22 protein-coding genes, 1 tRNA gene and 1 pseudogene are annotated in these 25142 nt (G+C 69.1%); 11 read left to right on the forward strand and 13 right to left on the reverse strand.

Going from position 1 to position 25142, the window contains the following annotated elements:
• The first annotated feature begins 4 nt into the window (after positions 1-4).
• Positions 5-196, forward strand: coding sequence for a hypothetical protein (locus DEJ27_RS01185; protein ID WP_110858690.1), 192 nt, complete (start codon positions 5-7; stop codon positions 194-196).
• A 9-nt stretch (positions 197-205) separates the two neighbouring features.
• Positions 206-328 (forward strand): hypothetical protein, encoded by a 123-nt coding sequence (locus DEJ27_RS17990; RefSeq protein ID WP_258369763.1) that lies wholly within the window; start codon positions 206-208, stop codon positions 326-328.
• Between the two features lie 58 nt (positions 329-386).
• On the opposite strand, the gene DEJ27_RS01190 is transcribed toward DEJ27_RS17990, so the two are convergent.
• Positions 387-1028, reverse strand: a complete 642-nt coding sequence (locus DEJ27_RS01190; RefSeq protein ID WP_220035362.1) for a TetR family transcriptional regulator — start codon at positions 1026-1028, stop codon at positions 387-389.
• A gap of 40 nt (positions 1029-1068) precedes the next feature.
• Here DEJ27_RS01190 and DEJ27_RS01195 point away from each other — a divergent pair, with 40 nt between their 5' ends.
• From DEJ27_RS01195 to DEJ27_RS01210, 4 genes are all read left to right on the forward strand, one after another.
• Positions 1069-2232: an ABC transporter permease gene (locus DEJ27_RS01195; protein WP_110858692.1), complete on the forward strand. Its 1164-nt coding sequence runs from the start codon at positions 1069-1071 to the stop codon at positions 2230-2232.
• A complete protein-coding gene (locus DEJ27_RS01200) occupies positions 2229-3374 on the forward strand; it encodes a hypothetical protein (RefSeq protein WP_110858693.1) in 1146 nt (381 codons plus the stop codon). The genes DEJ27_RS01195 and DEJ27_RS01200 overlap by 4 nt, the downstream gene beginning before the upstream one ends.
• A gap of 72 nt (positions 3375-3446) precedes the next feature.
• A complete protein-coding gene (locus DEJ27_RS01205) occupies positions 3447-4460 on the forward strand; it encodes an SDR family NAD(P)-dependent oxidoreductase (RefSeq protein WP_110858694.1) in 1014 nt (337 codons plus the stop codon).
• A gap of 68 nt (positions 4461-4528) precedes the next feature.
• The gene (locus DEJ27_RS01210) at positions 4529-6304 is read left to right on the forward strand and encodes a glycerophosphodiester phosphodiesterase family protein (protein WP_181430050.1); all 1776 of its coding nucleotides are present in this window, start codon (positions 4529-4531) and stop codon (positions 6302-6304) included.
• Positions 6305-6321: 17 nt separating this feature from the next.
• Here the strand turns inward: DEJ27_RS01210 and DEJ27_RS01215 are convergent, their stop codons facing one another.
• From DEJ27_RS01215 to DEJ27_RS01230, 4 genes are all read right to left on the reverse strand, one after another.
• Entirely contained in the window at positions 6322-7329 is a 1008-nt protein-coding gene (locus DEJ27_RS01215; RefSeq protein WP_258369764.1) for an SMP-30/gluconolactonase/LRE family protein, read from the reverse strand.
• A gap of 80 nt (positions 7330-7409) precedes the next feature.
• Positions 7410-9227: an NAD(P)/FAD-dependent oxidoreductase gene (locus DEJ27_RS01220; protein WP_111090247.1), complete on the reverse strand. Its 1818-nt coding sequence runs from the start codon at positions 9225-9227 to the stop codon at positions 7410-7412.
• A 177-nt stretch (positions 9228-9404) separates the two neighbouring features.
• Complete coding sequence (locus DEJ27_RS01225; RefSeq protein WP_110858697.1) at positions 9405-10091, reverse strand: TetR/AcrR family transcriptional regulator; 687 nt, start codon at positions 10089-10091, stop codon at positions 9405-9407.
• A gap of 571 nt (positions 10092-10662) precedes the next feature.
• Positions 10663-10733 (reverse strand) — tRNA-Gly (locus DEJ27_RS01230).
• 195 nt (positions 10734-10928) lie between these two features.
• On the opposite strand from DEJ27_RS01230, the gene DEJ27_RS01235 reads away from it, so the two are divergent.
• Positions 10929-12038, forward strand: a complete 1110-nt coding sequence (locus tag DEJ27_RS01235) for a DUF6177 family protein (protein WP_111090152.1) — start codon at positions 10929-10931, stop codon at positions 12036-12038.
• Positions 12039-12063: 25 nt separating this feature from the next.
• Positions 12064-12375: a hypothetical protein gene (locus DEJ27_RS01240; protein ID WP_146243392.1), complete on the forward strand. Its 312-nt coding sequence runs from the start codon at positions 12064-12066 to the stop codon at positions 12373-12375.
• Positions 12376-12420: 45 nt separating this feature from the next.
• On the opposite strand, the gene DEJ27_RS01245 is transcribed toward DEJ27_RS01240, so the two are convergent.
• Positions 12421-14466, reverse strand: coding sequence for a cytochrome c oxidase assembly protein (locus DEJ27_RS01245; protein WP_110858699.1), 2046 nt, complete (start codon positions 14464-14466; stop codon positions 12421-12423).
• Positions 14467-14518: 52 nt separating this feature from the next.
• A complete protein-coding gene (locus tag DEJ27_RS01250) occupies positions 14519-15610 on the reverse strand; it encodes a GNAT family N-acetyltransferase (RefSeq protein ID WP_181430052.1) in 1092 nt (363 codons plus the stop codon).
• A gap of 83 nt (positions 15611-15693) precedes the next feature.
• Between DEJ27_RS01250 and dcd the strand changes: the two genes are divergently transcribed.
• From dcd to DEJ27_RS01265, 3 genes are read left to right on the forward strand one after another with little or no spacing between them, the layout of a single operon-like run.
• Positions 15694-16281, forward strand: coding sequence for a dCTP deaminase (gene dcd, locus DEJ27_RS01255; RefSeq protein ID WP_027464935.1), 588 nt, complete (start codon positions 15694-15696; stop codon positions 16279-16281).
• Between the two features lie 53 nt (positions 16282-16334).
• Positions 16335-16850 carry a helix-turn-helix domain-containing protein gene (locus DEJ27_RS01260; RefSeq protein ID WP_181430053.1) on the forward strand — a complete coding sequence of 172 codons (516 nt, stop codon included), beginning with the start codon at positions 16335-16337 and terminating at the stop codon, positions 16848-16850.
• Positions 16847-17194: a DUF86 domain-containing protein gene (locus tag DEJ27_RS01265; protein ID WP_111090155.1), complete on the forward strand. Its 348-nt coding sequence runs from the start codon at positions 16847-16849 to the stop codon at positions 17192-17194. Before DEJ27_RS01260 ends, DEJ27_RS01265 begins: the two co-directional genes overlap by 4 nt.
• Before the next feature lie 177 nt (positions 17195-17371).
• Here DEJ27_RS01265 and DEJ27_RS01270 read toward each other — a convergent pair whose 3' ends face one another.
• The 6 genes and pseudogenes from DEJ27_RS01270 to idi form a co-directional block, all read right to left on the reverse strand.
• Positions 17372-18475, reverse strand: a complete 1104-nt coding sequence (locus tag DEJ27_RS01270; RefSeq protein ID WP_027464932.1) for a sugar-binding protein — start codon at positions 18473-18475, stop codon at positions 17372-17374.
• 62 nt (positions 18476-18537) lie between these two features.
• Positions 18538-19830: a multiple monosaccharide ABC transporter permease gene (gene mmsB, locus DEJ27_RS01275; RefSeq protein WP_110858703.1), complete on the reverse strand. Its 1293-nt coding sequence runs from the start codon at positions 19828-19830 to the stop codon at positions 18538-18540.
• Positions 19827-21350, reverse strand: coding sequence for a multiple monosaccharide ABC transporter ATP-binding protein (gene mmsA, locus DEJ27_RS01280; RefSeq protein WP_181419966.1), 1524 nt, complete (start codon positions 21348-21350; stop codon positions 19827-19829). Before mmsA ends, mmsB begins: the two co-directional genes overlap by 4 nt.
• 805 nt (positions 21351-22155) lie before the next feature.
• Positions 22156-23175: a LacI family DNA-binding transcriptional regulator gene (locus tag DEJ27_RS01285; RefSeq protein ID WP_017886425.1), complete on the reverse strand. Its 1020-nt coding sequence runs from the start codon at positions 23173-23175 to the stop codon at positions 22156-22158.
• A 117-nt stretch (positions 23176-23292) separates the two neighbouring features.
• Positions 23293-24342: pseudogene (locus DEJ27_RS01290) on the reverse strand (magnesium and cobalt transport protein CorA).
• Positions 24343-24588: 246 nt separating this feature from the next.
• Positions 24589-25131, reverse strand: a complete 543-nt coding sequence (gene idi / locus DEJ27_RS01295) for an isopentenyl-diphosphate Delta-isomerase (protein WP_071246200.1) — start codon at positions 25129-25131, stop codon at positions 24589-24591.
• Positions 25132-25142: the final 11 nt, after the last annotated feature.

The following is a 25142-nucleotide window of genomic DNA, read 5'->3' on the forward strand; positions in this document are numbered from 1 at the left end:
GATCATGACCGTCACCACCCGCCCCCCACTTGCCTCAACCCGTTCCTCGCAGCGCCGAGCGATCATCCGTGTGCCACAGATCGCGGCATGGGGAACCCTCAAGGGGCTCTCCGAAGTCATCCGGTTCACGGGGTTCATGACGATCCTCGCCGCCATGGGCGTCGACGCCGGTGCCCGCAGCGTCATCAACCGATAGGACGAGGCCATGCAACGAGCCATCCGACCTGAGGACATCACGCTCCTCAACACGCAACCACTCGACCTCACCGCCTACCTCCGCGACCTCGAGTCCGAAGACGGTTCGAGGTCATCGTCCGAACAGGGCTGAACCGGCACCATCGCTTCGGGGCGGTGACTGACTCCGCCGTGCGTTCTGCGCGTGCGCTTCAGGGCGCACCGGTCAGCGTGCGCTGCAGAGCAGCGCCGTACCACCGAACGATGACGTCCGCTGGAGTGTCCAACAGGAACTGGTCCGGCCGCACCGCGAGGACGTCCATCAGGCCTTGCACCTGCGCCGTGAAGAGGTGGGCGCGCAGCTCGGCGTCCTCCCCATCCAGACGAGCAGCGAGCGGGATGACGAAGTCTTCGATCAACGCTCGGCGGAGCTTCTCGGCCACCTCTGGCCGGTCGGACGCGCGGATGAGCGCGGCGTACGGACCGAGACCGCCCTCTCGTCCACTCATGATCAGGCGCGTGATCGCGTGACCCACCTGGTCGACGGGCCCGTCGAACACTTCCCGCCACACGGGGGGCAACGACATGGTCTCCAGGAACAGGCCCTCCTTCGACCCGAAGTGGCGGATGACGATCGCCGGGTCGACACCGGCGGTCCGCGCGATGTCCCGCACACCGGTGGCGTGGTAGCCCTCCTCGGCGAACATCGCCGTCGCAGCGGCCCTGATGGCGTCCTTGACCTTCGCCGATCGGTCCGCCCTCGGGCGCGTTCCCTTGTCGTCCATCGTTCGATCATCCCATCTGTCCTGCAATCGTCCGGATTTTGTCAACGGTGTTGACAGACAGGCTGTCAACAGGGTTGACTGTTGTCAACATCGTTGATCCAGGAGAGTCATGTCCCAAGCAAGCCCCCCGCAGGACGACGCGGAACCGAAGGAGCGCAACGCTCTCCTCCGTGTCCTGCCCGCGTTCGTCATGCCGCTGTTCTTCGTCGTCTTCTTCCCGCTCGCGTTCGGAAGCGCCATCCACAACCCAGCCCCGAACGACCTGTCATTGACGATCGCCGGGCCGGCGCAGGTCGTCACCGACATCACGACGAAGCTCGACGACCAAGCGGCGTTCGCCGCGACTCAGACCGACGTCCTCACCGAAGCACGTGGGAGCGTCGAGCGTCGGGACACGACGGGAGCGATCAAGATCGAGCCGGTCACCACTGCTGCCGACAAGGCCTCCGCTGCGGAGAAGCAGCAGTTCGCGGTCACCACCTACGTCGCCAACGGCGGCGGCCGACCCGCCGCCTCAGCGGTACAGGCCGTCGGCGATCAGGTCGCAAAGCAATTGGGGACGACCGCGAAGACCGTCGACGTCGCCCCGCTGTCGAAGGAAGACAGCGTCGGCACGTCGCTGTTCTACCTCCTCGTCTACTCGTCGCTGGCGGGGTACCTCGTGATCATCGTGCTCATGCAGGTCGCTCCGAAGGCGAAGCTCGCCACCCGGTTCGCCGTCATCGGAGCGTCCGCCATCGCAGCCCCGATCCTCACGTTCGCCATGGCCTCGATCTTCGTCGGTGACTACGGCGCATCCTTCGGAACCATCGTCGGCGTCCTCGCGATCGACGCGCTCTACGTGTTCACCGTCGGCAACATCGCGATCCTCGCGCAACAGTTCCTCGGGAACGCGGCGACCATCGCGATCATGGGCCTGGTCGTCTTCCTCAACTTCCCGTCGGGGGGCGGCGCCATCCCACACGACATGTTGCCCACGTTCTGGCAGCACGTCCACGACACCTACTTCGGTGCCGGCGCCTACGAGTCGTTCCGGTCCCTGATCTACTTCGGCGGCAACGGCGTCGGACGCTGGCTGCCGCAGCTGGCCGCCTGGACCGTCGGACTGCTGCTGGTCAACCTCGTGGTCCACCTCACCAAGACCAACCGACACCAGCAGGCCGAACTCGCCGAGCTGCGCCCCGCACCGCTGGAGCACCGCCACCTGGTGGTCGAACCAACGGAACAGCCCGCACCGCAGCCCGCACTGACCGCCGAGGAGACTGCCCGATGAACGCCCACGCGGAACACCGCGCCCCCCAATCCACCGGCGACAGCGACCTCATGACCATGCCGGAGAACCACCTGGACCAGGTCGTCAGCACCGGTTCCGTCGATGAACGCCGGCAAGCCTCCACGAAGACCCGCATCATCGCCGTGGTGATGATGCCGCTGTTCTTCATCATCACCTTCAGCCTCTGCTACCTCAGCGCTCTCCACGCACCCGCTCCGCACGACTTCCCACTCACGGTGGCGGGGCCGGCCAGCGTCACGAAGCAGATCGCCGCGAAGGTCGACGACCGCGCCGAGGGTGCCTTCGAGATCACCCGCACCACGAGCACCGCCGCAGCGACGCAGGACGTGGCGGACCGCGACGCCGCCGGCGCGATCCTCATCGACAACGACGGCAACGTGACCACGGTCATCGCCTCCGGAGGTGGCCGGACCGCTGTCGGCGCCGTGCAGGACCTCGGCGCCCAGGTGGCCGACGAGCTCGGCGGATCGGTCACCGCGAAGGAGGTCGCTCCCACCACGAGTGGTGACCCGGGCGGTAGCGTGCTGTTCTTCCTCCTCGTCGCCTGCACCGTCGGCGGCTTCATGACCATCACCGTCGTCGCACAGGCCATGCCCCGAGCGACGACCCGGGCCGCCGCGGGTGTCGCCGCCATCGCGGCGGTCCTCGTCCCTGTCATCGCCTTCGGGATGCTCAGCATTTTCGTCGGTGACTACGACCGCACCTTCGGTGAGATCGCCGCAGTGCTGGGGGTGGGCATGCTCTACACGTTCACGGTCGGGTTGCTCTCCATCGTGCTGAACACGTTCCTCCGCAACGCGGCGATCTTCGGGCAGATCCTGTTCCTCGTCGCACTGAACTTCCCCTCGAGCGGTGGGAGTTCCCCCGTGTCGATGCTGCCGACGTTCTGGCAGGGCGTGCACAACAGCTGGTTCGGCGCAGGTGGCTACGAAGCGATGCGCAGCATCATCTACTTCGACGGCGCGAACGCCGGTCGTTGGATCCTGCAGCTCGGCATCTGGGCGGTTGCCGCAGTCGTCCTGACCGTGCTGGCCGGTCGAGTGGCCCGGAAGCGCCGCTCGAGCACCCCCGACGGCGTCGAGAGCGGGACCGTGACCGCGGCCGCCGGTGTCGGATTCTGACCACCACTCGGCGTGCACACGCACGCCGTCCATGAGGGCGCTCTCGAGCGCCTCCCGAGAAAGGACACAACCATGTCGAACGACAACGTCATCCTCACCGGCTCCTCCACCGTCGGCACGTGGCTGGACCACCCCGTCGGCGGTGAACTCATCCGCGGCCTCCTCGCCCAGGGCGGCACCGACCCCGAAACGCTCACCCCCGCGCGCGGCCTGCCGCTGCAGCAGCTCGTCGCGCTCTCGAACGGCCAGCTTCCCCAGGCCGCCATCGACGGCCTCGTCCTCGCCGCGAACGGCGGGGAAATGCCCACCGACGGGGCATCGGACGACAACGGCGAGACCATCGTGCCGGGCCGCTTCGCTGGCCAGACCGTCGTCGTGACCGGCGCCGGCGGCGGCATCGGCCGCGCCACCGCGTCCCGCATCGCCCGCGAAGGTGGCCGTGTCATCGCGGTCGACATCGCCGAAGCTGGTCTGGGAGCACTGGTCGACGAACTTCCCGACGCCGACGTCGTGACGGTCGTCGGCGACATCACGAGCGAGGACGACGTCCAGCGCGTCGTCCAGGCCGCGGGCGACCGCATCGACGGGCTCGCCAACGTCGCGGGCATCACCGACACCATGTCCCCGCTCCACGAGACCTCGGACGCGGTGTGGGAGCGTGTCATGGGCGTGAACGTCACCGGGACGTTCCGTCTCACCCGTGCGGTCCTGCCGGCGATGCTCGCCGCAGGGCGCGGCTCGGTGGTCAACATCGCCTCGGAGGCGGCACTGCGCGGCAACGCGGCCGGCATGGCCTACACGACGTCGAAGCACGCCGTCGTCGGACTGACGAAGAGCAGCGCGTTCATGTACGGCCCGAGCGGGATCCGGGTGAACGCGATCGCGCCGGGCGGTGTCGCCACCGGCATCCCGACCCGGTTCGACTCCGAGATGGGCGCAGCCCGCCTGCAGCCCTTTCTGCAGACGATTCCGGCGGTCGCCACGGCACAGCAGCTCGCTGCATCGATCACCTTCCTCCTCAGCGACGACGGCACGAACCTCAACGGGGTCGTCCTGCCGTCCGACGGCGGCTGGTCCATCCAGTAACAGAGCCGACGAGACGACGGACGGGAGGCGCGATGCGGACACGTGTCGCGCCTCCCGTCCGCCATGTGGTGCCGCCCATCCGCCACACGCTCACCCAGCTGATCCGGCTCCCGGCCCGCGTGTGGCTGCTGCTCCTGGCGGTCTCAGCCGTCATCGCGGTGATCGTGCGCCCAACGGCACAGTGGTCGATCATGCTCGCGACCGACCGCGCCGGCGGGGTCACCGCGACCCCGGCCGGCTTCGTCACCCTGATCGGTGACCCTGTCGCTCTCGCCAGCATGGCGACCGCCGCGGGTCTCACGCTGGCCGCCACCCTCGGCTGGGCCGTCCTCGTCCTGGCGGTCGCCGATCACCGACGGGCCGACCGGCGACCGTCAGTGCGTACGGTGTTGCGGGGGGTCCGGTCCGCTGCCCCTCGGCTCCTGCGGCCTGGCATCCTCGTGACCGGACTGCAGCTCGCCGTGCTGCAACCGCTCGCGGGGACTACCGTGTTCGCGCCGGTCACCGGCGGACTGGCAGTTCCCCCGTTCATCGGCCGTGAGTTCCTCAAGGCGCCGCTCAGTGCAGCGCTCTGGTGCAGCCTCGCCGCCCTGGTCGTGTTCGTCAGCTTCCGAGTCGTGCTCGCTCCGGCGTTCACGGTCGTCGCCGGGGAGGGGCCGATCCGGGGCCTGCTCTCGAGCCTCCGCGTGACCCGCTCCGCAGGTCTGCCCGTCGCGGGACAGATCGCGGTGCTGCTCGTCGGCTCCGCGATCGCACGCGTCCTGGTCGTCTGGTCCTCGACTCCGCTCGTCGAACTCATCCCCTCCGAGCAGCTCCGGGCGGTCGTCGACGTCCTGCCCGTCCTGGTCCTCTCCGCGCTCACGGTGGTGACCGCGCAGGCGGTCGCGTTCTCCGTCGTGGCGACCGTGCAGAGCGCCAGGGGGATCGCGAGCCCGATCGGCGGACGGGTCGACGCCCCGGGTCCGACATCCCGTCGGATCGTCGCCGTGGTGATGGTCGTCGTCGTCGTTGGGTGCACTGCGCTCCTCGTGCCGTCGCGTGCCGTGTCACAGCCCGTCGGCGTGCACCGGTCGACTGATCCCCTGGTCATCGCCCACCGTGGGTACGACCGGGGCGGGCCCGAGAACACCATCGCCGGCCTCGAAGCAGCGGCAGCCCTGCACCCGGACCGCGTCGAGGTGGACGTCCAGCAGACCGGGGACGGTACCTTCGTCACGAGCCACGACACCAACCTCCTCGTGCTGGCCGGCCGCGACGAGGACATCGACACGATGACGACCGCCGCGGTCACGAGCACGACGGTACGGATGCACGGCAACGCTGGCACCATCCCGACGATGTCCGCGTACGTCAGCCGCGCACGGGAACTCGGCGTGCCACTGCTCATCGAGCTCAAGGCGACGCCGGCCACCGACGACCGATCGGTCGCCGAACTGTTCGCGCAACTCGACAGTGTCGGCCCGCCGGAAGACACGTGGTTCCACTCGCTGGACCAGACCGTCGTTCGTCAGATGCTCGCGCAACGGCCCGAGCAGCGCATCGGGTTGACCGTGGGACCGCACTTCGGCCCGCTGCCGGACCTCCCGGTCGGCTTCTACACCGTGGAGCAGGCATCGGTGACCTCCGCCGTGATCCGCAGTGCACACCTCCGTGGACGAGAGGTCTACGCGTGGACCGCAAACAGCGACGTCAGGATGCGGGTCATGCTGCGCGCCGGCCTGGACGGCGTCGTGACCGACCGTCCCGTCGCGGCGAGGGTGTTGGTCGCACGCGTTGCGCAGGAGCGTCCCGGAGCACCTGGAGCGCTCCGGGACGAACTCAGCAGCTGCTGCCGCGTCCCGTGACGGTGCTCGTAGCGACGTCATCCGCCGTTCGACTGCGGTGTGCCCTTCCCGTACGCACGGAACCCGTAGACGAACGACCCACCGGGACCGCTGACGGTCATGTAGGCCTGCGTCGTACCGGGCCTGATCGCCAGGTTCGTCGCCGACGTCACCTTCCCGCGATCTGACCGGGGCACACTGACCCGCGCGATGGACGCCCCGTCGCGGCTGAAGACGTCGATCACGGGTTTGCCTTCGTACCCCTGGTAGACGTTCCCAGCAGCATCGATCGCGATGGAGTCAACGCGGCTCGCCCCGGCGTCGGGGCGGATCGCCGGATGGACCGCCGTCGCTTCCTCCCGCTCCGAGTCCAAAGCCACGTAGTCGATCTGGTTACGGTTGTACTCGCTCACCCACAGCCCACGGTGGTCCTCGTCGAAGGCGATCCCGTTCGCCGACGCGAGAGCATCGACCACCACCGTGGCGCGGTGGGTCGCCGCGTCGATCCGGACGACCCGACCGACGGGATCCTCCGTCGACGCAGCGTTCCCTGCCGCGTCGCTGACGAACATGTTCCCGTCCGGGTCGAAGGTCAGGTCGTCCGGCTGCATCCGCCGGCCGTCGACGGGGCCCTCGAACTCGACGCGGAGGCCACCTCCCCGGCCGTCCAGGCTGACGACCTTCCCCGTCGCGAAGTCGGTGACGGTCAAGCGGCCGTCGCGCGGGTTGAACTGCGCAGAAGTCGGCGCGGTCAGACCGGCACCGTCGCCGAACGCCGTTACCTTCCGGCGGTCGAGGTCGATCCTGACGACCTTCGGCCGTGTGGTCCCGGCGGTGACGTCGACGGCGATGAGTCGCCCGTCAGCAGCGAACGACGGCCCTTCCAGCAGCGGTCCGTACCCGGAGCCGGGCTCTGGTGCCGGCGCGACCTGGACGACGCGGCGTGCTGTCTGGTCGTCCGTGCGCGCTGCGGCCGGGACCGCATCGTCCGCGGGCGCGGCGCAGCCCGACAGCACGACTGCTGCGGCCGCCGACAACGTCAACACCGCGCCGATCCGCACTCCGCCGGATCGCGCGGCTCGTCTCCGCCGCGTACTCGTGCTCGTGCTCGTGTGCAGCTTGCGCATCAGGAGGCGCTGACGGCGAGTTCGGGCACCAGGACCTCGTCGATCGAGGTCTCCCGCCACTGCCGGAGCAGCTGGTGGAACCGGACCGGGCCGGGGCTGTACCCGCCGCCGCCGCGCTTCCGGGAGCCCTCACCGTTGTAGTACCCGGGCGTGCACTCCGCCAGGAACGCAGCGTTGTCCACCTCCACCTCGCGGATCGTCGCCAACCATCGATCTTCGGCTTCCACCGAGGGCTCCACCTGTCGGGCGCCCTGGTCGCGCGCACGTTCCAGCAGTGCAGTGATGTGCGTGGCCTGCTCCTGCAGGATGTGGACGAAGTTCACGGAGTTCGCGTTCTGCAGCGCCCCGAGGTGGAACAGGTTCGGGAACCCGTGTGACACGAACCCGTGCAACGTCCGCGGGCCTCGCGTCCATGCTTCGAGCAGCTGCGTGCCGTCCCGCCCGTGCACGGGCAGCGTTCCGGAGACCACGCCCGAGACGCCGGTCTCGAACCCGGTGGCGAAGATGACGGCGTCGACTTCGTACTCGGTGTCGCCGACCACCACAGCGGTCTCGGTCATGGACGTGATCCCACCGGTGTCGGCCGTGTCGACCAGGGTCACGTTCGGACGGTTGAAGGCCTGGAGGTACTGGTCGCTGAACGTCGGCCGCTTGCACATGTACCGGTACCAGGGCTTGAGCACCTCCGCGGTCGCAGGGTCGGTGACGACGGCGTCGACGCGCGCACGGATCTGGTCCATCTTGCGGGCGTCCGCGATCTCGACCATCAGGTCGCGTTCCTCGGGGTCGAGCGTGTCCTCCGTCTGCCCGGTGAGCATCGTGCGCTGCAGCGCTGCGGTGGAGGTCCAACCGTCCTGCACGAGGTCGACGTCCGTCTCTTCACCGGACACGACCGCGAGGAAGTTCTCCATGCGTTCCTGCTGCCATCCGCTCGGGAGGCCCGTGGTCCAGTCGGCTGGGAGGTCCCGGTTGTCGCGGACGTCGACGCTGGACGGGGTTCGCTGGAACACCGTGAGGTGTTCGGCGTCCTCCGCGACCCGTGGGATCACCTGGATGCCGGTCGCTCCGGTCCCGACGACGGCGACGCGCTTGTCGGCGAGTCCGGTCATGCCACCGGTCTGATCACCTCCGGTGTAGCCGTAGTCCCACCGACTGGTGTGGAACGTGTGGCCCTTGAACGTCTCGATCCCCGGGATCGCCGGGAGCTTCGGCTGAGACAAAGACCCCGAGGACACGATCACGTACCGCGCCCGCATCGCGTCACCGCGGTCCGTCTGGACGTGCCACTCGGCTGCGTCGTCGTCCCATCGGAGCTCCGTGATGCGCGTGTGGAACAGCACGTCGTCGTACAGGGCGAAGTGCCGGCCGATCGCCACCGCGTGCTGCCGGATCTCCTCGCCCGGTGCATACCGGCGGGTGGGGACGGTCCCGACTTCCTCGAGCAGCGGCATGTAGACGGAGGCCTCGATGTCGCAGTGGATGCCCGGATACCGGTTCCAGTACCAGGTACCACCGAAGTCGCCGCCCTCCTCGGTCATGCGGATGTCGGTGAAGCCCGCCTGACGCAGCCGTGCCCCGGTGAGGAGGCCGCCGAACCCCCCACCGACGACGAGTACCTCGACTCGGTCGGTCTTCGCCGGTCGGTCGGTGCGTGGCGTGTATGGATCGGTCGCCCAGTACCCGAACGCGCCGCGCGTGCCCTGGTACTGCCGCAATCCATCCGGGCGGATGCGTCGATCCCGTTCGGCCCGGTACCGGGTGCGCAGTTCCTCCAGGTCGCTGGCAGCCATGGAGCTGGCCAGTGCTGTGTTCGTCATCGTGCTCCTCACGGTGGTGGTGCGCACCATGCGTTTCGTCGACACGTGGTGCGGCAACAGCTGTTGCCCACCATCGATTCAACCCGCTCAGCCGCGATGAATCAAACGCTTGATTGAACTCAGGGGAACCTCTGATGCCCGCTGCGATCGGGGTCCCCCGAACGGTGGACCATCGAGTCAGCGTGCAGTGCTCTCCGCGTCCGAGCCGTGGTGGCCCGCGCCGACCGGCGCGAGCCACAGGGAGGAGACGACGTCGACGAGGCTGTCCGCAACAGCGGCCCAGTTCTCCCAGATGCAGGTGCCACCTCGCTCGAGCGCACGTTCGTGTTCCGCGATGACCTGCGTGAGGAGGATGCGCCCCATCGTCATCCGTTCGGCACACACACGTGCGGAGAGGTCCGGCACGCACTTCTGGATCCCTCGTGTGATGTGCATGAGTCCAGGGGTGTCCCGCGCTTCGTCCATGGCGATCTCAGCCCACGCGGGATCGGTGGCGACCTGTGCGCTGAAGCGGCCGTACCAGGTCGGCGAGCCGAGGGACTCGAGGTGGGTCGTCGTCGGGCGCACGAAACACGCGATCCACGCACGGATGTCCGCTGACTCACCGACCCGTTCGAGTTCGGCGAGTCGCAGCGCGTTGATGGCGTGTTGGTGGCGCGCGAGGATCGCGCGGATCAGTTCCGCCTTGCCGCCGAAGTGGTAGCCGACGGCAGCGGTGTTCCCTTGCCCGGCCGCCTCCCCGACCTGCCGGCTGGACACATGTGCGATGCCGTACTCACCGAAGAGCTGCTCGGCGGACGTGAGGATCGCCTCGCGGGTCGCAGCGACGCGTGACGCACGGGTGCCTTGCTGGGCATCGGTCATGGGAGCTCCTCGAGATTCACGCAGGCGATCGCTTGTAGGCGGCGTCCGTACCCGTTGAGGCCTGCTCGGGCACCGAGGTCGACCGGCGAGCGGTGGAAGTCCGTTGCTGTTCTTCGTCCACGAAGTCGGCCAACCCGTAGAACGGTATAGCCAATCGCCTACTGAGACGGATCGTCGTCCGGCGCGCAGTCGACACTCGCGAAGTCCTCGTAGCTGAGCTCGGACACTTGAGGGTAGGTATGCGTTCTGGTCGAAGGGCGCTCGGGCTGTACTTCGTCGTGCTCGTGCCGAAGCCGAAGACCGTCAAGAACCGGGTGCACCTCGACCTGTGCGGCGAGGACGCCGCCGAGGTGCGCTCGGTGCTCTCCGACCCTCCGTGCTGGACGACGGCGGATTCCGCGCAACGAGGTCTGCGCGCTCCTCAAGGCCGTGCCAGGGAATGGGTGGCGCAAGCGTGCGCGGCGTCGGCAAGCTCGACGTTGTGCGCGTTTCAGGGGCCGGAGTCTCAACTACTTCGACAGAAGTCTCATCTGGGTTGAGAAACGACATGCGGCGAGCGTACGTCCGACGGAGCGAGTGACGGGAATCGAACCCGCGCTACCAGCTTGGGAAGCTGGAGTTCTACCATTGAACTACACTCGCGCGCCCCGCAGAACGGGACTCCGCAAGCCTAGCGGATTCTCGCCTGGAAGCCAGCCGACCGCGCACCGTACGCCGTCTCGCGGGCGCGTGTCGCGCCTCCCGAGTCTCCGCTGTGAGGCTGCGTGCCTGACGGACAGGTGTCGCCCCCGTGTGTACCGTCCAGGGAGTTCCAGCCCCGAACCGAGGAGGACCCGGATGGTCAGGCATCCCCTCATCGACGACGTGGTCGGCTCGGCGATCGTGGTCGAGTCCGCCTCGCCCGTCGTGTGGCTGACCGATGCGCTCGCCTCGCTGCTCCGCCGGTCGGCGGACGCCGGACGGACGGTCGTGCTCCGCACCGGCCGGGCCGCGGCGATCACCCCGGCACTCCGGCACGCGCTCGGCGCGTACGGTGCCGCGTGGGCGGTGTCCGACTTCGACGGCACACTGCGTGACGGCCGGACCGGCGTGGCCGCATCGGACATCGAGGACTTCGTGCACCGCGGCCCCGAACTCGTGGGCACCCCGTCGCCCGAGCACCCGGTCTCGGCCGACTCGGTGCGACAGATCAGCATCGACCTGACCCTCCGCCACCACCCGGGCCGTGCGGTCGACATGGGCTCCGCGATCGAGGCGCTGTGCCACACCGTCGGCACCTGCCCGACCCGGTGGGGCACCGCCGAACCGCTCACCGTGCCGTGGGACCGCTGGGTCGTGACGCAGTACGCGAAGCACGAGGCCCCCGGCATCTCGACCTCGTACGCCGTCGGCGAGGGGTTCTCCGCGACGATGACAGCGCACCTGGTCGGTGGGGTCGTCGTCGAGACGATGTCCGCCGTGCTCACCGTGCCCGAGGAGAACACCGACCCAGGGCTGGCGAACCGGATGTTCGACGCCGTGCAGCGGGTCGCCGACCAGGTCGTCCCCGTGTTCGGCGTGGTCATGCAGCGCCGCGGCGACGCCGACCACCTGGTGCGGGCCGTCTCGCACGGCGAACCGTCGCCGCTCGCCGTCGTCGTGGGCCCAGAGGCCGCCGGCTTCCTGGATCGTGACGGAGTCTGGCCGCCGCCGCGCACCACGACCGCGACGTTCGCAGCCGGTTCCGGCTCGTCGACCCGAGCGGATGCTGACGTCGACGCCGACGGCGGGATGATCGTCCGTTTCGAGGACGGCTGGGAAGCGCTCGAGTCGTTCCTCGACCGCATCGACGAGGACCGCTTCCTGCAGTTGGTCGGCGGTGCACCGCTCGACCCAGCGCACGACGAGGGCACGCTCGACGGCCACGTCCGCGACGACCGGATGGTGGGCGGTCAGGGTGCCGCGTGACGTCACCATCCTCTGCCGGCAGCCGGTGGAGACGCGCGAGGTGGCGGAGGCGCTCCTGCTGCACGACGAGACCTGGGGCGTCCGGGCGCTCGACGACGGCCCGATGATGCAGGTGTGCCGTGACGCCACCCACCCGGTGATCACCGTGCTGGGTGTGCGCCGGGTGGACTCCTTCGACGAGGTCGAGCGGATCCTGCCCGACGCCCCGACCCTCGCGACGCCGTTGTGGTGGGTCGACACCGTCACGCCCGCGGGCCCCGACGGGGAATCGGGGATCTCGGCCGCGCTCGAGGCCGCGATGGACCTCGACGCGGTCTGCATCGTCCACGGGGACTGATCGCGGTCGGCCTGCCGCGCTGCCTGCGCTGGTCGGCCCGGCGGTTCAGTCCCGCTTGCTCATCGCCGCCAGGCGCTCGTTGTAGGCCTTGAGGTCGGCGTCACCGTCGCGGTCGGCCTTGCGGTCGAGGCGCTTGGCGTCGCGCTTGTCCGAGCGCATCCAGTTCCGGACGACGAGCAGGGCCACGAACACCATCGGCAGCTCCGACGCGCCCCAGGCGATGCCGCCGCCGGTGTGCTGGTCGTCGAGCAGTGCGGCGTCGTTCGTCTGGCCCAGCGCGTGGAACCAGTCGAGCGCGAACACCGACTGCGACGTCATGACCGCGACGCCGAAGAACGCGTGGAACGCCAGGGTGGCGAGCAGCGTGATGATGAGCATCGGGTACGGCGGGCGCTGCGGGCCGGGGTCGACACCGACGAAGACCCAGAAGAACAGGTAGCCGCTCAGGACGAAGTGGATGATCATCGCGACGTGCCACTCGTGCGACTGCATCGCGGCCTGGTACGCCGGCGTGAAGTAGAACACCACGAGGGACCCGGCGAAGATGATGCCCGCGACGGCGGGCTTGCCGAGGAACTGCATCCAGCGGGAGTGCACGAAGAGCATGAGCCACTCGCGGGCGCCGCGTGAGCCGTCGTTCCGGACGGGCAGGGTGCGGAGCGCGAGCAGCACCGGGCCGCCGAGCACGAGCGGCAGCGGGACGAACATCATCAGCAGCATGTGCTGGAGCATGTGCGACGAGAAGTGGATCATGCCGTACACGGCAGGGCCGGCCGACGTGGTCCAGATGAACAGGGCGCACCCGATCAGCCAGGCGATGGTGCGACCGACGGGCCAGGCGTCGCCGCGCTTCCGGAGCTTGCGCACCGCCAGGAGGTACCAGATCGCCCCGACGACGGCCAGGCCGAGCCACACCCAGTCGATGTGCCACTGGGTCAGGTAGGTCTGCGTGGTCTGTGCCGGCGGGAACGGGAACCCGATCAGGCCGGAGCGGGTGTCCTCGCCCGTCGCGGGGGTCTGCGGGATCGGCGGCTGCGAGCGGGACACGGCGACCGAGACGCCGATGGCCACGGCCATGAACACGATCTCGGCCAGCGCGAACCGGGTGAACACGCGGCGGTCGAGCGGTGCGCGGAGGAGCCCGGGCACGAGCTTCCGGCGCTGCACGATGCCCGCGACGCCGAGCAGCACGAGGATGAGCGCCTTGACGGTGATGAGCCAGCCGTACGTCGTCGTGACCAGGTCGAGCGGGCCGGTCAGACGCAGCGACGCGTTGACGATGCCGGAGAACGCCACGGCCCCGAACGACCAGCCGGCGAGCGTCGAGTACCGGGCGATGACGCGTCCGGTCGCGCCCTTGGTGCGGGTGCGGAGCAGGACCACGGCAACCAGGCCGCCGGCCCACACGCACACCCCGACCAGGTGGATCGCGAGCGAGTTCACCGCGTTCGCGTGCTCCAGCGATCCGGCGGCGTGACCGGACAGGGCCAGGGGGAGCAGGGCGAACAGGCCGATCACGGTGGCGAACGCCAGGGTCGTCACCCGGGTGGCGAACGCAGCGACCACCGTGGCGACCAGGATCGCGGCAGCCGACACCACGAGCGCCTGGCCGATCTCGACCTGGAACGCGAAGAGCATGAAGTTGCGGGCGAACACCGGGCTGGTGAGCGGGACACCGAGGGTGTTCGCGCCGGTCAGGACGATGCTCACCGCGGCTGCCAGGAACCAGACGGCGCCGGTCGCCGCGGCCCACCGGGTGGCCCGGTGCTGCACGCTGGACAGAGCGCCGTGGTCCTTCTTCTGCGCGGGCAGCGCGAACGCCGCGACGATGAGGAGCCCGACGGTCAGCGCAGCCATCGTGTCGTGCACGACGCGGGCGATCGGCAGGCCGTACTCGACGACGTCGCCGGCGGACACGAGCTGCTGACCCGCGCTGAACGCGCCGGTGATCGTCAGCCCGAGGATCGAGCACGCGACGGCCAACGGGATCGCGATGACGAGGACCGTCGCGACGGTGGACGAGCGCCCGGTGACGGGGGCGGCGTCCGGCGCTGACCCGGTGGGCTGTGTTTCGGGTGACGTGACGGTCATGACCGTCCAATGGTAGGCGTGCCGGCTGGAAGGCGGCCCCTCGGATGCGCGCTCAGACCCGCCGTTCCCAGATGCCCTCGCAGCCGACGCCGACGAACCCGACGGCCTCGTTCACGTCGAGCATGTGGCGGTTCTCCTCCGCGTTGAACGTGATGATCGAGGGACGCCCCGGGAACCGCCGCTCGAGCTCCTGGATCCCGACGACCTTGAGCAGCCAGCCGAGCCGGTGGCCGCGGTGCTCGCTGAGCACCAGGGTGTCCCACTGCTGTGCCGGGCGTGCGGGATCGTTCGGCACGGACAACTGCGTGAAACCGGCCAGGGTGGTCGTCGGCAGGTGCTCGACGGCCACGGTGAGCAGGGTGCGCGGTGCCCGGGCGAGCTCGTCATCGTGCTCCCGGAGGCGTTCGGCGGTCCAGACGTCCTCGGGCTCCTCCATGTCCCCGGCGGGCGCGTCGGTGCTCATCCGGGTCTCGAGCAGGGCGATGCCGTCGAGCCACTGCTCCGGCGTGCGACCGGTCCAGGCGTGCACGCGGTACTCCGGACCGGCGGCAGCAGACGCCCGCTCGTGCAGTCCGCGCACCACGGATGCGTCGGCGGGCAGCGGGAGCCGGCTGATCCGGTTCACCTGCCCGAAGTGCCAGCCGCGGGCGGTCAGGAACCGCACCCCGGCCTCGTCCTCCGGGACGGCGCCGAACCCCGTCGGGGCGTGCACGAACCCCGGCCCGGACGCGGGACCGACCTGCCGCGAGACGGCGTACGTCTTCCACTGCGTGCGCCCGTCGGCGCGGGCCATCGACTCCAGGTGGTCGGCGAGCAGCGTTCCGACACCGCGGCGCTGGTGCCCGGGGGTGACGCCGACGGTCAGCCAGCAGTTGGTGGTGCCGGGCTCCTGCTTCGTGTCGTAGGAGCCTGCACCGACCACGGTGCCGCGATCGTCACGGGCGACGAAGAGCCGGCTCGGGGCGCCCGGCTCGCGGCACAGCGGCAGGTACTCCTCCGGTGTCCACGCCAACTCGTGCAGCCCGTGCACGGCGGCTTCGGCCCCGTCGGACACCGCGAGCCACTCGGCGAAGGTCGCGACGGTCGCCGGGTCGTCGTCCATGGTGGCGGGCACCGTGATCTCGTCGACGGTGTACGTGGTCATCACTGCTCCGAACGCCGCCCGCCCGGGTGGTGGGCAGCCTGGCAGCATACCGGCGCGACGCCCGCTGCCGCTAGGCTTCGTCCGTGCTGCTCTCCGACCGCGACATCACCGCCCAGCTCGCCGAAGGCCGGATCGGCCTCGACCCGTACGACGCCTCGCTCGTGCAGCCGTCGAGCATCGACGTCCGGCTCGACAAGTTCTTCCGGCTGTTCGACAACCACAAGTACCCGCACATCGACCCCGCGGTGGACCAGCCGGACCTGACCCGCCTGGTCGAGACCGACCCGGACGAGGCGTTCGTGCTGCACCCGGGCGAGTTCGTGCTCGGTTCCACGTTCGAGGTCGTGACGCTGCCCGACGACATCGCAGCGCGACTCGAGGGCAAGAGCTCGCTCGGTCGCCTCGGCCTCCTGACCCACTCGACCGCGGGCTTCATCGACCCCGGGTTCTCGGGGCACGTGACGCTCGAGCTGTCGAACGTGGCGACGCTGCCGATCAAACTGTGGCCGGGGATGAAGATCGGACAGCTGTGCTTCTTCCAGCTGTCGAGCCCGGCCGAGAAGCCCTACGGTTCCGCCGAGTACCAGTCCCGCTACCAGGGTCAGCGCGGCCCGACGGCGTCCCGCTCGGCGCAGAACTTCCACCGGGCGGACGTCTCCGACCCCCGCTGAACCGCGCCGGTCCGGCGACGGACGAAATGTTGGATGCTGTGTATCGTTGCAGCATGTCCGCTGTTCCCCCAGGGTCCGCCCCGCCACTGTCGGCCGCGGTGCTCATCCGCGACGCCCGAGAACGCGCCGAACTGACCCAGGTCCAGCTCGCCCGGCGCGCCGGCGTCACGCAGAGCGTCATCAGCACGTACGAGAACGGTCGGCGTGAACCGTCGCTCGCCGCCCTGCAGCGGATGCTCCGGGCGGCGGGCTTCACGACGACGATCGACCTGCAGCCGGTCGAGGAACCCCAGCCGCTCCTCGAACGGGTGGTCGCCGCCCGGCAGGAGCTCGTCGACATCGTGCAGCGGTTCGGCGGGCGGAACCCCCGGATCTTCGGCAGCGTCGCCCGAGGTGACGACGGCCCGGACAGCGACGTCGACCTGATGGTCGACGTCGACGCGGGGCTCGGGATCTTCGCGCTCATGCGGATCCAGGACGCCGCCGAGCGGTTGCTCGGCGTCCGGGTCGACGTGGTCGACGCCGCGGGCATGCGCCCCGGGGTCGTCCGGACCGCGGTGCCGCTGTGAGTGCCGAGCCGGGCGTCCGCCGTGCCGTCGGCGACCGGCTCGACGACGTCCTCCGGGCGTGCGAGGCGATCCGGCGCTACGTCGACGACGAGCGGGTACCCGAGGACCTGGTGCACGACGCGGTCCGGATGCGCCTGGTCGAGATCGGTGAGGCCGTCCGGGTGCTCCCGGCCGGGGTCACCGCGAGCGAGCCCGGCATCCCGTGGTCGCGCGTGGCCGATCTGGGGGAGCGACTGACCCGGCGGTACTTCGACACGACGCGGGCGCTGGTGTTCGGCACCGCCCGCACCGACGTCCCACACCTCGCCGACGCCGCGCGCCGGTTGCGCGCTGCCCACCCCTGACCGGCGCGGGCTCGGACCGGCCGCGGCCACGTGCCCTGGGCGGACCACCCGGCGGACTGGAGGCACGGATCACGACGTGCACCGAGCCTCCCGTCCGCCGTGTGGCCGGCCCCCGGACGACGCAGGACGGCCCCGTCTCGCCGAGGCGAGACGGGGCCGTCCGTGGTGCTGGGGAGATCAGCCCTTCTTGGCGAGCTCCTCGAGGGTGTCGTTGCCCTTGTAGGCCTCGACAGCGTTGTCCTTGGTGACCAGGACCGGCGTGAGCTCGATCGCGGGGACCGTCTTCTTGCCGTTGTAGTTGTTCGTCTTGTCCATCTTCGTGTCGGGCTTGTCGCCCTTCGACAGCGTGGAGACGAGGTCGACGGCCGCCTGGGCCTCCTTCGACGTGTCCTTGAAGATCGTCGAGTACTGCGTGCCCTGCATGATGAGCGGGATGGACGCGGTCTCCGAGTCCTGACCCGTCACGACGGGGTTGTCCTTGCCGGCGGCCTTGGTCGCGGTGAGGATCGCACGGGCGAGGGTGTCGTTCGGCGACAGGACGCCGTCGAGCTCGGTGTCACCCGTGTAGTACTGCGAGAGCAGGTCGGTCATGCGCGACTGGGCCTTCTGCGCGAGCCAGCCCTGCGTGACGACCTTCTGGAACGTGGTCTGACCGGAGACGACCTTGATCGTGCCGTCGTCGATCTTCGGCTGCAGGACGTCCATCGCACCGTTGAAGAACACGGTCGCGTTGGCGTCGTCCGGCGAACCGGCGAAGAGCTCGACGTTGTACGGCTTGTCGCCCTTCTTCTCCTCGAGGCCCTTGAGCAGCGCCTCGGCCTGGAGCTGGCCGACCTTGAAGTTGTTGAACGCCACGTAGTAGTCGACGTTCTTCGTGTTCAGGATGTTGCGGTCCCAGGCGATGACGACGGCGCCGCGGTCCTTGGCGGACTTGACCTGCGCGGTCAGCTGCGAACCGTCGGCGGCACCGATGATGACGGCCTTGGCGCCCTTGGTGATCATGCCGGAGATCTGCGACTGCTGGTCGGGGACCGGGTTGCCGGCGTTGGCGTACTGGATGTCGGCCTTGAAGCCGGCGTCCTCGATCGACTTCTTGAACGCGGCACCCGCGAGGACCCAGTTCTGCGAGGTCTTGGCCGGCAGGGCGACGCCGATGAGGTCGCCCTTCTTGATGCTGCTGGTGCTGCCGGCGTCGTCGGACGAGCCGCGTGCCGAGCAGCCGCTGAGGGCGAGGCCCGCGATGAGCGCCAGGCTGAGGCCGGCGACGATCTTCTTGCGCATGTGATTGCTTTCTCTTCGTTGAGGAGGTGTGGGGCCGGAGCCCCGCTGTGGGGAGGGGTGGACTAGGGGAGGGTGATCTTGTCCGGCTGGTCCTCGATGGACCGCGGCTGCTGGGCGGCCACCGTGTTCTGCTCGGTGTCCTTCCGCTGGAACTGCCGCATCATGCCGCCGATCAGCGACGGGCGTCCCTGCGACTTCGAGTAGACGTCGAAGGCGACGGCGACGAGCAGGACCAGGCCGCGGATGATCTGCACCTGGTTGGACTCGAGGCCCATGAGCTGCAGACCGTTCGACAGCAGCGCCATCACGAGACCACCGATGATCGAGCCGGAGATCGTGCCGACACCACCGGCGACCGCCGCGCCACCGACGAACACGGCGGCGATCGCGTCGAGCTCCCAGCCGGTGCCGTCCGCGGGCCCCGAGGCGCCGGAGTAGGCGACGAACACCATGCCGGCGATCGCGGCGAGGACCGACATGTTCATCATGACGAAGAAGTTGACCCGCCGCGCCGAGACGCCGGACAGGACGGCTGCGTTGGCGTTGCCACCGACGGCGTAGACCTGGCGACCGAAGATCGTGTTCTTCGTGACGAAGCCGTAGACGATGGTCAGGATGCCGAGGATGATCGCGACGATCGGGACCGAGGTGCCGACCGGGCCGGCGCCGAACAGGTACGTGGCGACGAGCGTGACGGCGACCAGGATGCCGGTGCGGACGATCGAGACCCACAGCGGCGGGACCTCGGCCTGCATCTTCCGACGGCGGGCACGGCCACGGGCCTCGATGATGATGAGCGCGAGGATCGTGACGAGGCCGATGAGCAGCGTGCCGTTGCTGAAGCCGAAGTCGGGGCCGAAGTCACCGAGGAAGCCTGCGCCGATCGGGGTGAAGGCGTCCGGGACGGGGACCGACGTCGAGTTGCCGATGATCTGGTTCACACCACGGAAGATGAGCTGACCGGCCAGCGTCACGATGAAGGCCGGGACCTTCACGAACGCGACCCAGAAGCCCTGCCACGCACCGATCAGGGCACCGCACGCGAGACCCAGGATGATGGCGGCCCACACCGGGAAGTCCCACACGGCCATGGACTGCGCCACGACGATACCGACGACCGCTGCGACCGAACCCACCGACAGGTCGATGTGCCCCGCGATGATGACCATGACCATGCCGAGCGCCAGGATCAGGATGTAGGAGTACTGCAGGAACAGGTTGATGACGTTGGTCGGCTCGAGGATGAGCCCGTTCGTCGTGACCGAGAAGAAGATCAGCAGCACGATGAGCGCGATGATCATGCCGTACTGGCCGATGCTGTTGCCCTTGCCGAAGAGCAGTTTCAGGTTGTTCATGAGGCGGTGGCGCCCTTCCGCGCGGAGGTCATGCTGCGCATGAGCGATTCGGGATCGGCCTGGTCGGCCGGGAGGTCAGCGGTGATCTGGCCCTCGAAGATGGTGTAGATCCGGTCGGAGAGACCGAGGAGTTCGGGGAGCTCGGACGAGATGAGGATGATGCCCTTCCCCTCGGCGGCGAGCTGCTGGATGATCCCGTAGATCTCGAACTTGGCGCCCACGTCGATGCCGCGGGTGGGCTCGTCGAGGATCAGGATGTCCGGGTCGGTGAACATCCACTTGGACAGGACGACCTTCTGCTGGTTGCCTCCGGACAGCTTGCCGACGTTGTCCTCGACGCTCGGCACCTTCGTCCGGAGCATCTTGCGGTACTTCTCGGCGACCGAGTACTCCTCGAGCGAGTCGACGACGCCGGCCTTCGAGATCTTCTGCAGGTCGGCGGCGACCGTCGAGCGCTTCACGGTGTCGAGGAGGTTCAGGCCGAGTGCCTTGCGGTCCTCGGAGACGTAGCCCATGCCGTTCTCGATCGCCTGCTGGACGTTCGTGACCTTGATCTCGCGGCCGTCCTTGATGATCTGGCCGTCGATCCAGGTGCCGTAGGAGCGACCGAACAGGCTCATCGCCAGCTCGGTGCGCCCGGCGCCCATCAGACCGGCGAAGCCGACGATCTCGCCCTTGCGGACGTGGAAGTTCGACGCCTTGCAGACCAGGCGCGACGCGTCGATCGGGTGCTGCACGGTCCAGTTGCGGACCTCGAAGAAGGTCTCGCCGATCTTCGGGGTGCGGTCGGGGAAGCGCGACTCGAGCGAGCGGCCGACCATGCCGCGGATGATGCGGTCCTCGTTGACGCCGTCCGCCTTGACGTTGAGCGTCTCGATGGCCTTGCCGTCGCGGATGATCGTGATCTCGTCGGCGATCTGCTCGATCTCGTTGAGCTTGTGGCTGATGATGATGCTCGCGATGCCCTTGGCCTTCAGACCGACGATCAGGTCGAGCAGGTGCTGCGAGTCGTTCTCGTTGAGCGCGGCGGTCGGCTCGTCGAGGATCAGGAGCTTGACGTCCTTGTGCAGGGCCTTCGCGATCTCGACGAGCTGCTGCTTGCCGACACCGAGGTTCTTGATCTGCGTGTCCGGGTCGTCGGCCAGGCCGACGCGGGCGAGCAGGTCCTGCGCACGCAGCTGCGCGGCGGTCCAGTCGATGCGCCCGAAGCGGCTCGGCTCGTTGCCGAGGAACAGGTTCTCGGTGATCGAGAGCTCCGGGATGAGCGCCAGCTCCTGGTGGATGATGACGATGCCGGCCTGCTCGGACTGCTTGATGTTCGAGAAGCGGACTTCTTCGCCCTCGTAGACGATCTCGCCGCTGTAGGTGCCGTACGGGTAGACGCCGGACAGGACCTTCATCAGGGTCGACTTGCCGGCGCCGTTCTCGCCGCAGATCGCGTGGATCTCGCCGGCGCGGACGCTGAGGGAGACGTCGGCCAGCGCCTTCACACCAGGGAACTCCTTGGTGATCGAGCGCATCTCGAGGATCGTCTCGGGTGCGGTGATCGACCGGGTCTCGAGGCCGGTGTCGATCGGGGTTGACGCCACAGTGCATCTCCTTCTGCCGCTTCGGTGCGGCAGTGTGTTCGGGTGGTTCTGCTGCGGCAGCGAAAGCACAGGGGGCCTGTGTGGACTTCGTTGTCGCGTCCGGATCCGGCTCGGTGTGACGCTCATGTGAACGGTCACATCGGCTGGACGGAGGCAATTTACGCACAGCCTCGGTGCGGCTGTCAATTCGGATTGGTCGCGTTTTCGTAACGGCGTGCGTGATACGGCGAGAACGTCCCCCGGGTTGGGGCCAGGGGCCCCGGGAACGGGGGTTTCGTTGCGCGGAACCGCATGCGCGGTCGGGAGGCCCGTGGCGGGCCCGCCACGGGCCTCCCGTCCGCTTCGTGGTCGCGTCCGGAGCCGCGCTCGCCGGTGCGCCGCCGCCGTGCGGTTCCGGGCGTACCCGGTGAATTCGGGCGTACCTGGTCGTTCCGGGCGTACCTGGTCGAAACTTTGCGGCAGGTATGCCCGTACATGGCAGGTACTCCGCGGCGGCCTGGTGGTTCCGGGCATACCGAGAGGTCCCGGGCGTACCGGGTTGTTCCGGGCGTACCTGGTGTCTTCGGGCGTACCTGGTCGGAACTTTGCGGCAGGTATGCCCGTTCCTGGCAGGTACTGCCGGGGGTACCGGGTGGGTTCGGGCGTACCTGGTGGGTTCGGGCGTACCGGGTCGTTTCGGGCGTACCTGGGCGAAAGTTCGTGGCAGGTACTCGGGTCGTGTCGCGGCCGAGGTGCGTCAGCGCGTGCGGGGAGCGCTCGTGGAGGCGCGCACGACCAGCTGCGGGACGATGTCGATCGGGCGGAGCAGTTCGCCCTCACTCGGCAGCAGCAGGTCCACGCAGCGGCGCCCGAGCTCGGCGAAGTCGACCTGCACCGTGGTGAGCGGCGGCCAGAAGTGCTTCGCCTCCGGGATGTCGTCGTAGCCGACCACGGACAGGTCTCCCGGGACGTCGAGTCCGTACGAGCGCGCTGCGTGCATCACCCCGAGCGCCATCTGGTCGTTCGAGCAGAAGATCGCGGTGCAGTCCCGCCACCGCAGCAGCTCACGGCCGGCGTGGTAGCCGAAGTCGGCGGTCCAGTCGCCCAGGATCGGCGGCGCGACGGCCATGTCGCGGTCGGACATCTCGCGCAGGAACCCCTGCATGCGGGCGTCGGCCTCGATCCAGTCCTGTGGTCCGGCGATGTGCCGGACGTACTCGTGCCCGAGGTCGAGCAGGTGCGCGGTCGCCAGTCGTGCCCCCTCCATCTGGTCCACCCACAGGGCCGTCGGGTCCTCGCCGACGCTGGCGCGCATGGTGACGTAGGGGGTGCGGATGCCGAGTTCCGCGATCAGGTCGAAGACCCGCTGCTGGGGCGCGATGACGACGATGCCCTCGACGTCGAGGTCGAGCAGGTGCCCGAGTCCTTCCCGCACGGCGGCGTCGGTCGCCTCGGCGATGTTCGCCGTCGTGACCGAGTAGCCGCGGAGCATCGCGGCGTCCTCGATCGCCTGCAGTGCCACGGCGGGACCGTAGTGGGCGCGGCGGGCCGTCAGGACGCCGATCGTGTGGGTCCGGCTCGTGACCAGGGCGCGTGCGGCCCGGTTCGGCCGGTACTGCAGCTGCTCCATGGCCGCCAGGACCTTGTCGCGTGTCTCGGCCCGGATCGCATCCGAGTTGTTCAGCACACGCGAGACGGTCTGGTGCGAGACGCCCGCGATCCGTGCGACGTCACGGATGCTGGGCGAACGCGGTTGCTGTGTCCGCGATGACGCCATTGCTGCTCGTTTCCGCCCGGGTGTCGTGGCACATCGATGTGCACGTTCACATTCCGGGCCAGATCATTATGCACGTCCGGCGGATCGACGCCACCTGTGCGTCGATCCGCCGTCCGCTCAGAGCCAGTTGCGCTTGCGGAAGATCGCCCAGAGCACGCCCATCAGCAGGAGCATGCCGAGGATCGCGACCGGGTACCCGTAGTGCCAGTGCAGCTCGGGCATGTGGTCGAAGTTCATCCCGTAGACGCCGGCGATCAGGCCGGGTGCGAACAGGATCGCCGCCCACGACGAGATCTTCTTGACCTCCTCGCCCTGGCGGTGTGCTGCCCGGGCGAGTTGCCGGCTCTCCTCGCCCTGGGCAAGGCTCGCGCTGGTCATCCGGCGCATCGCCTCGTTCTGCTCCTGCGACACCAGGGTGGCGTGCAGGGTCAGGGCGTTCTCGAGCAGGGCGCGGAACGAGTCGACGCGCTCGGTGACGCGGAGTGCGTGGTCGTGCACATTGCGGAGTCGGTGCTGCACGTCGTCGTCCACGCCGTACTTGTCGGCGCCGCGGAGCAGCCCCGTGACCATCGCCGGCACCGGGGTGGTGGCCCGCTGGAACGCCAGGACCTCGCTGAGCAGCTGGTAGATGCGCTTCGAGACCCCGGGGTCGACCTGCCCGGCGAACAGCTGGTCCTCGATGGCGTCGATCTGCTCCTGCAGCACCTGGACGACGGGGCCGTAGCCGTCCACGACCTCGTCGAGCACAGCGGCGGTCACCGCCTCCGACCCCTTCGCCAGGAACTCCGGGTCCGCCTCGACCTGTGCCCGCAGCACCGCCAGGTCGGGTCGGGCGGCGTGCCGGACGCTCACGACGAAGTGGTCGCCGACGAACAGGTGCACCTCGCCGAACTCCACCGTGCCCGAGGCCGGGTCGAACCAGGCCGGCCGGAGCACCAGGAACAGGGTGTCGCCGTAGCGCTCGAGCTTGGCGCGCTGGTGTCCCTTGCGGGCGTCCTCGACGGCGTTCTCGTGCAGGTCGAACTCGGTGGCGACGGCCTCGAGCTCGTGCGGGTCGGGCCGGAGCAGCCCGATTCACGTCAGGTCACCACGAGCCGGGCGCGACAGGGTCGACGGAGACTCCACGCGGCGTCCCCGGACGTAGATCGCGTTGTCGATCAGTGCCATGTGCGTGCTCCTTCGGTGGGGAGCAGGCGGGCGCGATGGCGCCCCGGAGGTGATCCGGGGCGGGGCAGGTTCAGCGAGCGGGCGCGACGACCGACACGGGCGGCCGGCCCGATCGAGGATGGTCACCCGACATCGCGCCTCACCTGCCCTTCTCGTCTCGTCGTGGCGGCGCCCAGAGCGCTGCCGACGGTCGAGCGTACGCCTGCGGCTCGGGTCGGACAACCCGTCGCGGCAGGCGGGGGAGCGTCAGCGCGTGACGTGCAGCCCAGCGGTCTCGAGCTCGGCGAGCTGCCACCCGAGCCACGGGCTCCAGGCGAACGGCGCGCCGGCGACGGCCTGCCTGAGAGAGTCCTCGGACACCCACGCCCACTCGGCCACCTCGTCGTCCGCGGGCGCAGGGGTGTCGTCGGTCACGGCGCGGAAGACGGGGCAGACCTCGTTCTCCACGATGCCGGAGGCGTCGACCGCGCGGTACCGGAACTCCGGCAGCACGACCTCGACGTCGCGCACGGTGATGCCGAGCTCGCGGGAGGCCCGACGGGCGATGGCGTCCTCGAAGGACTCGTCCGGACCGGGGTGGCCGCAGAAGGTGTTCGTCCACACCCCCGGCCAGGTCTTCTTCGACAGTGCTCGCCGGGTCACCAGGACGTCGCCGTCGGTGTTCCGGACGTGGCACGAGAACGCCAGGTGCAGGGGCGTGTGGGCTGTGTGCACCGTGAACTTGTCCGCCGTGCCGATCGGGGTACGGTCGTCGGCCAGGAGCACCACGGATTCAGGGAAAGCGTTCATCTGTCTCGATA

It is taken from the genome of Curtobacterium sp. MCPF17_018, from assembly GCF_003234135.1.
Taxonomy (GTDB): domain Bacteria; phylum Actinomycetota; class Actinomycetes; order Actinomycetales; family Microbacteriaceae; genus Curtobacterium; species Curtobacterium flaccumfaciens.

Coding starts and splice junctions, on each gene's coding strand:
- DEJ27_RS01250 (WP_181430052.1), bottom strand. CDS start 15,610: ATGACCACGTACACCGTCGACGAGATCACGGTGCCCGCCACCATGGAC.
- DEJ27_RS17990 (WP_258369763.1), top strand. CDS start 206: ATGCAACGAGCCATCCGACCTGAGGACATCACGCTCCTCAACACGCAA.
- DEJ27_RS01200 (WP_110858693.1), top strand. CDS start 2,229: ATGAACGCCCACGCGGAACACCGCGCCCCCCAATCCACCGGCGACAGC.
- DEJ27_RS01245 (WP_110858699.1), bottom strand. CDS start 14,466: ATGACCGTCACGTCACCCGAAACACAGCCCACCGGGTCAGCGCCGGAC.
- DEJ27_RS01285 (WP_017886425.1), bottom strand. CDS start 23,175: ATGGCGTCATCGCGGACACAGCAACCGCGTTCGCCCAGCATCCGTGAC.
- mmsA (WP_181419966.1), bottom strand. CDS start 21,350: ATGCGCTCGATCACCAAGGAGTTCCCTGGTGTGAAGGCGCTGGCCGAC.
- DEJ27_RS01260 (WP_181430053.1), top strand. CDS start 16,335: ATGTCCGCTGTTCCCCCAGGGTCCGCCCCGCCACTGTCGGCCGCGGTG.
- DEJ27_RS01195 (WP_110858692.1), top strand. CDS start 1,069: ATGTCCCAAGCAAGCCCCCCGCAGGACGACGCGGAACCGAAGGAGCGC.
- idi (WP_071246200.1), bottom strand. CDS start 25,131: ATGAACGCTTTCCCTGAATCCGTGGTGCTCCTGGCCGACGACCGTACC.
- DEJ27_RS01235 (WP_111090152.1), top strand. CDS start 10,929: ATGGTCAGGCATCCCCTCATCGACGACGTGGTCGGCTCGGCGATCGTG.
- DEJ27_RS01220 (WP_111090247.1), bottom strand. CDS start 9,227: ATGACGAACACAGCACTGGCCAGCTCCATGGCTGCCAGCGACCTGGAG.
- DEJ27_RS01205 (WP_110858694.1), top strand. CDS start 3,447: ATGTCGAACGACAACGTCATCCTCACCGGCTCCTCCACCGTCGGCACG.
- DEJ27_RS01270 (WP_027464932.1), bottom strand. CDS start 18,475: ATGCGCAAGAAGATCGTCGCCGGCCTCAGCCTGGCGCTCATCGCGGGC.
- DEJ27_RS01185 (WP_110858690.1), top strand. CDS start 5: ATGACCGTCACCACCCGCCCCCCACTTGCCTCAACCCGTTCCTCGCAG.
- mmsB (WP_110858703.1), bottom strand. CDS start 19,830: ATGAACAACCTGAAACTGCTCTTCGGCAAGGGCAACAGCATCGGCCAG.
- DEJ27_RS01225 (WP_110858697.1), bottom strand. CDS start 10,091: ATGACCGATGCCCAGCAAGGCACCCGTGCGTCACGCGTCGCTGCGACC.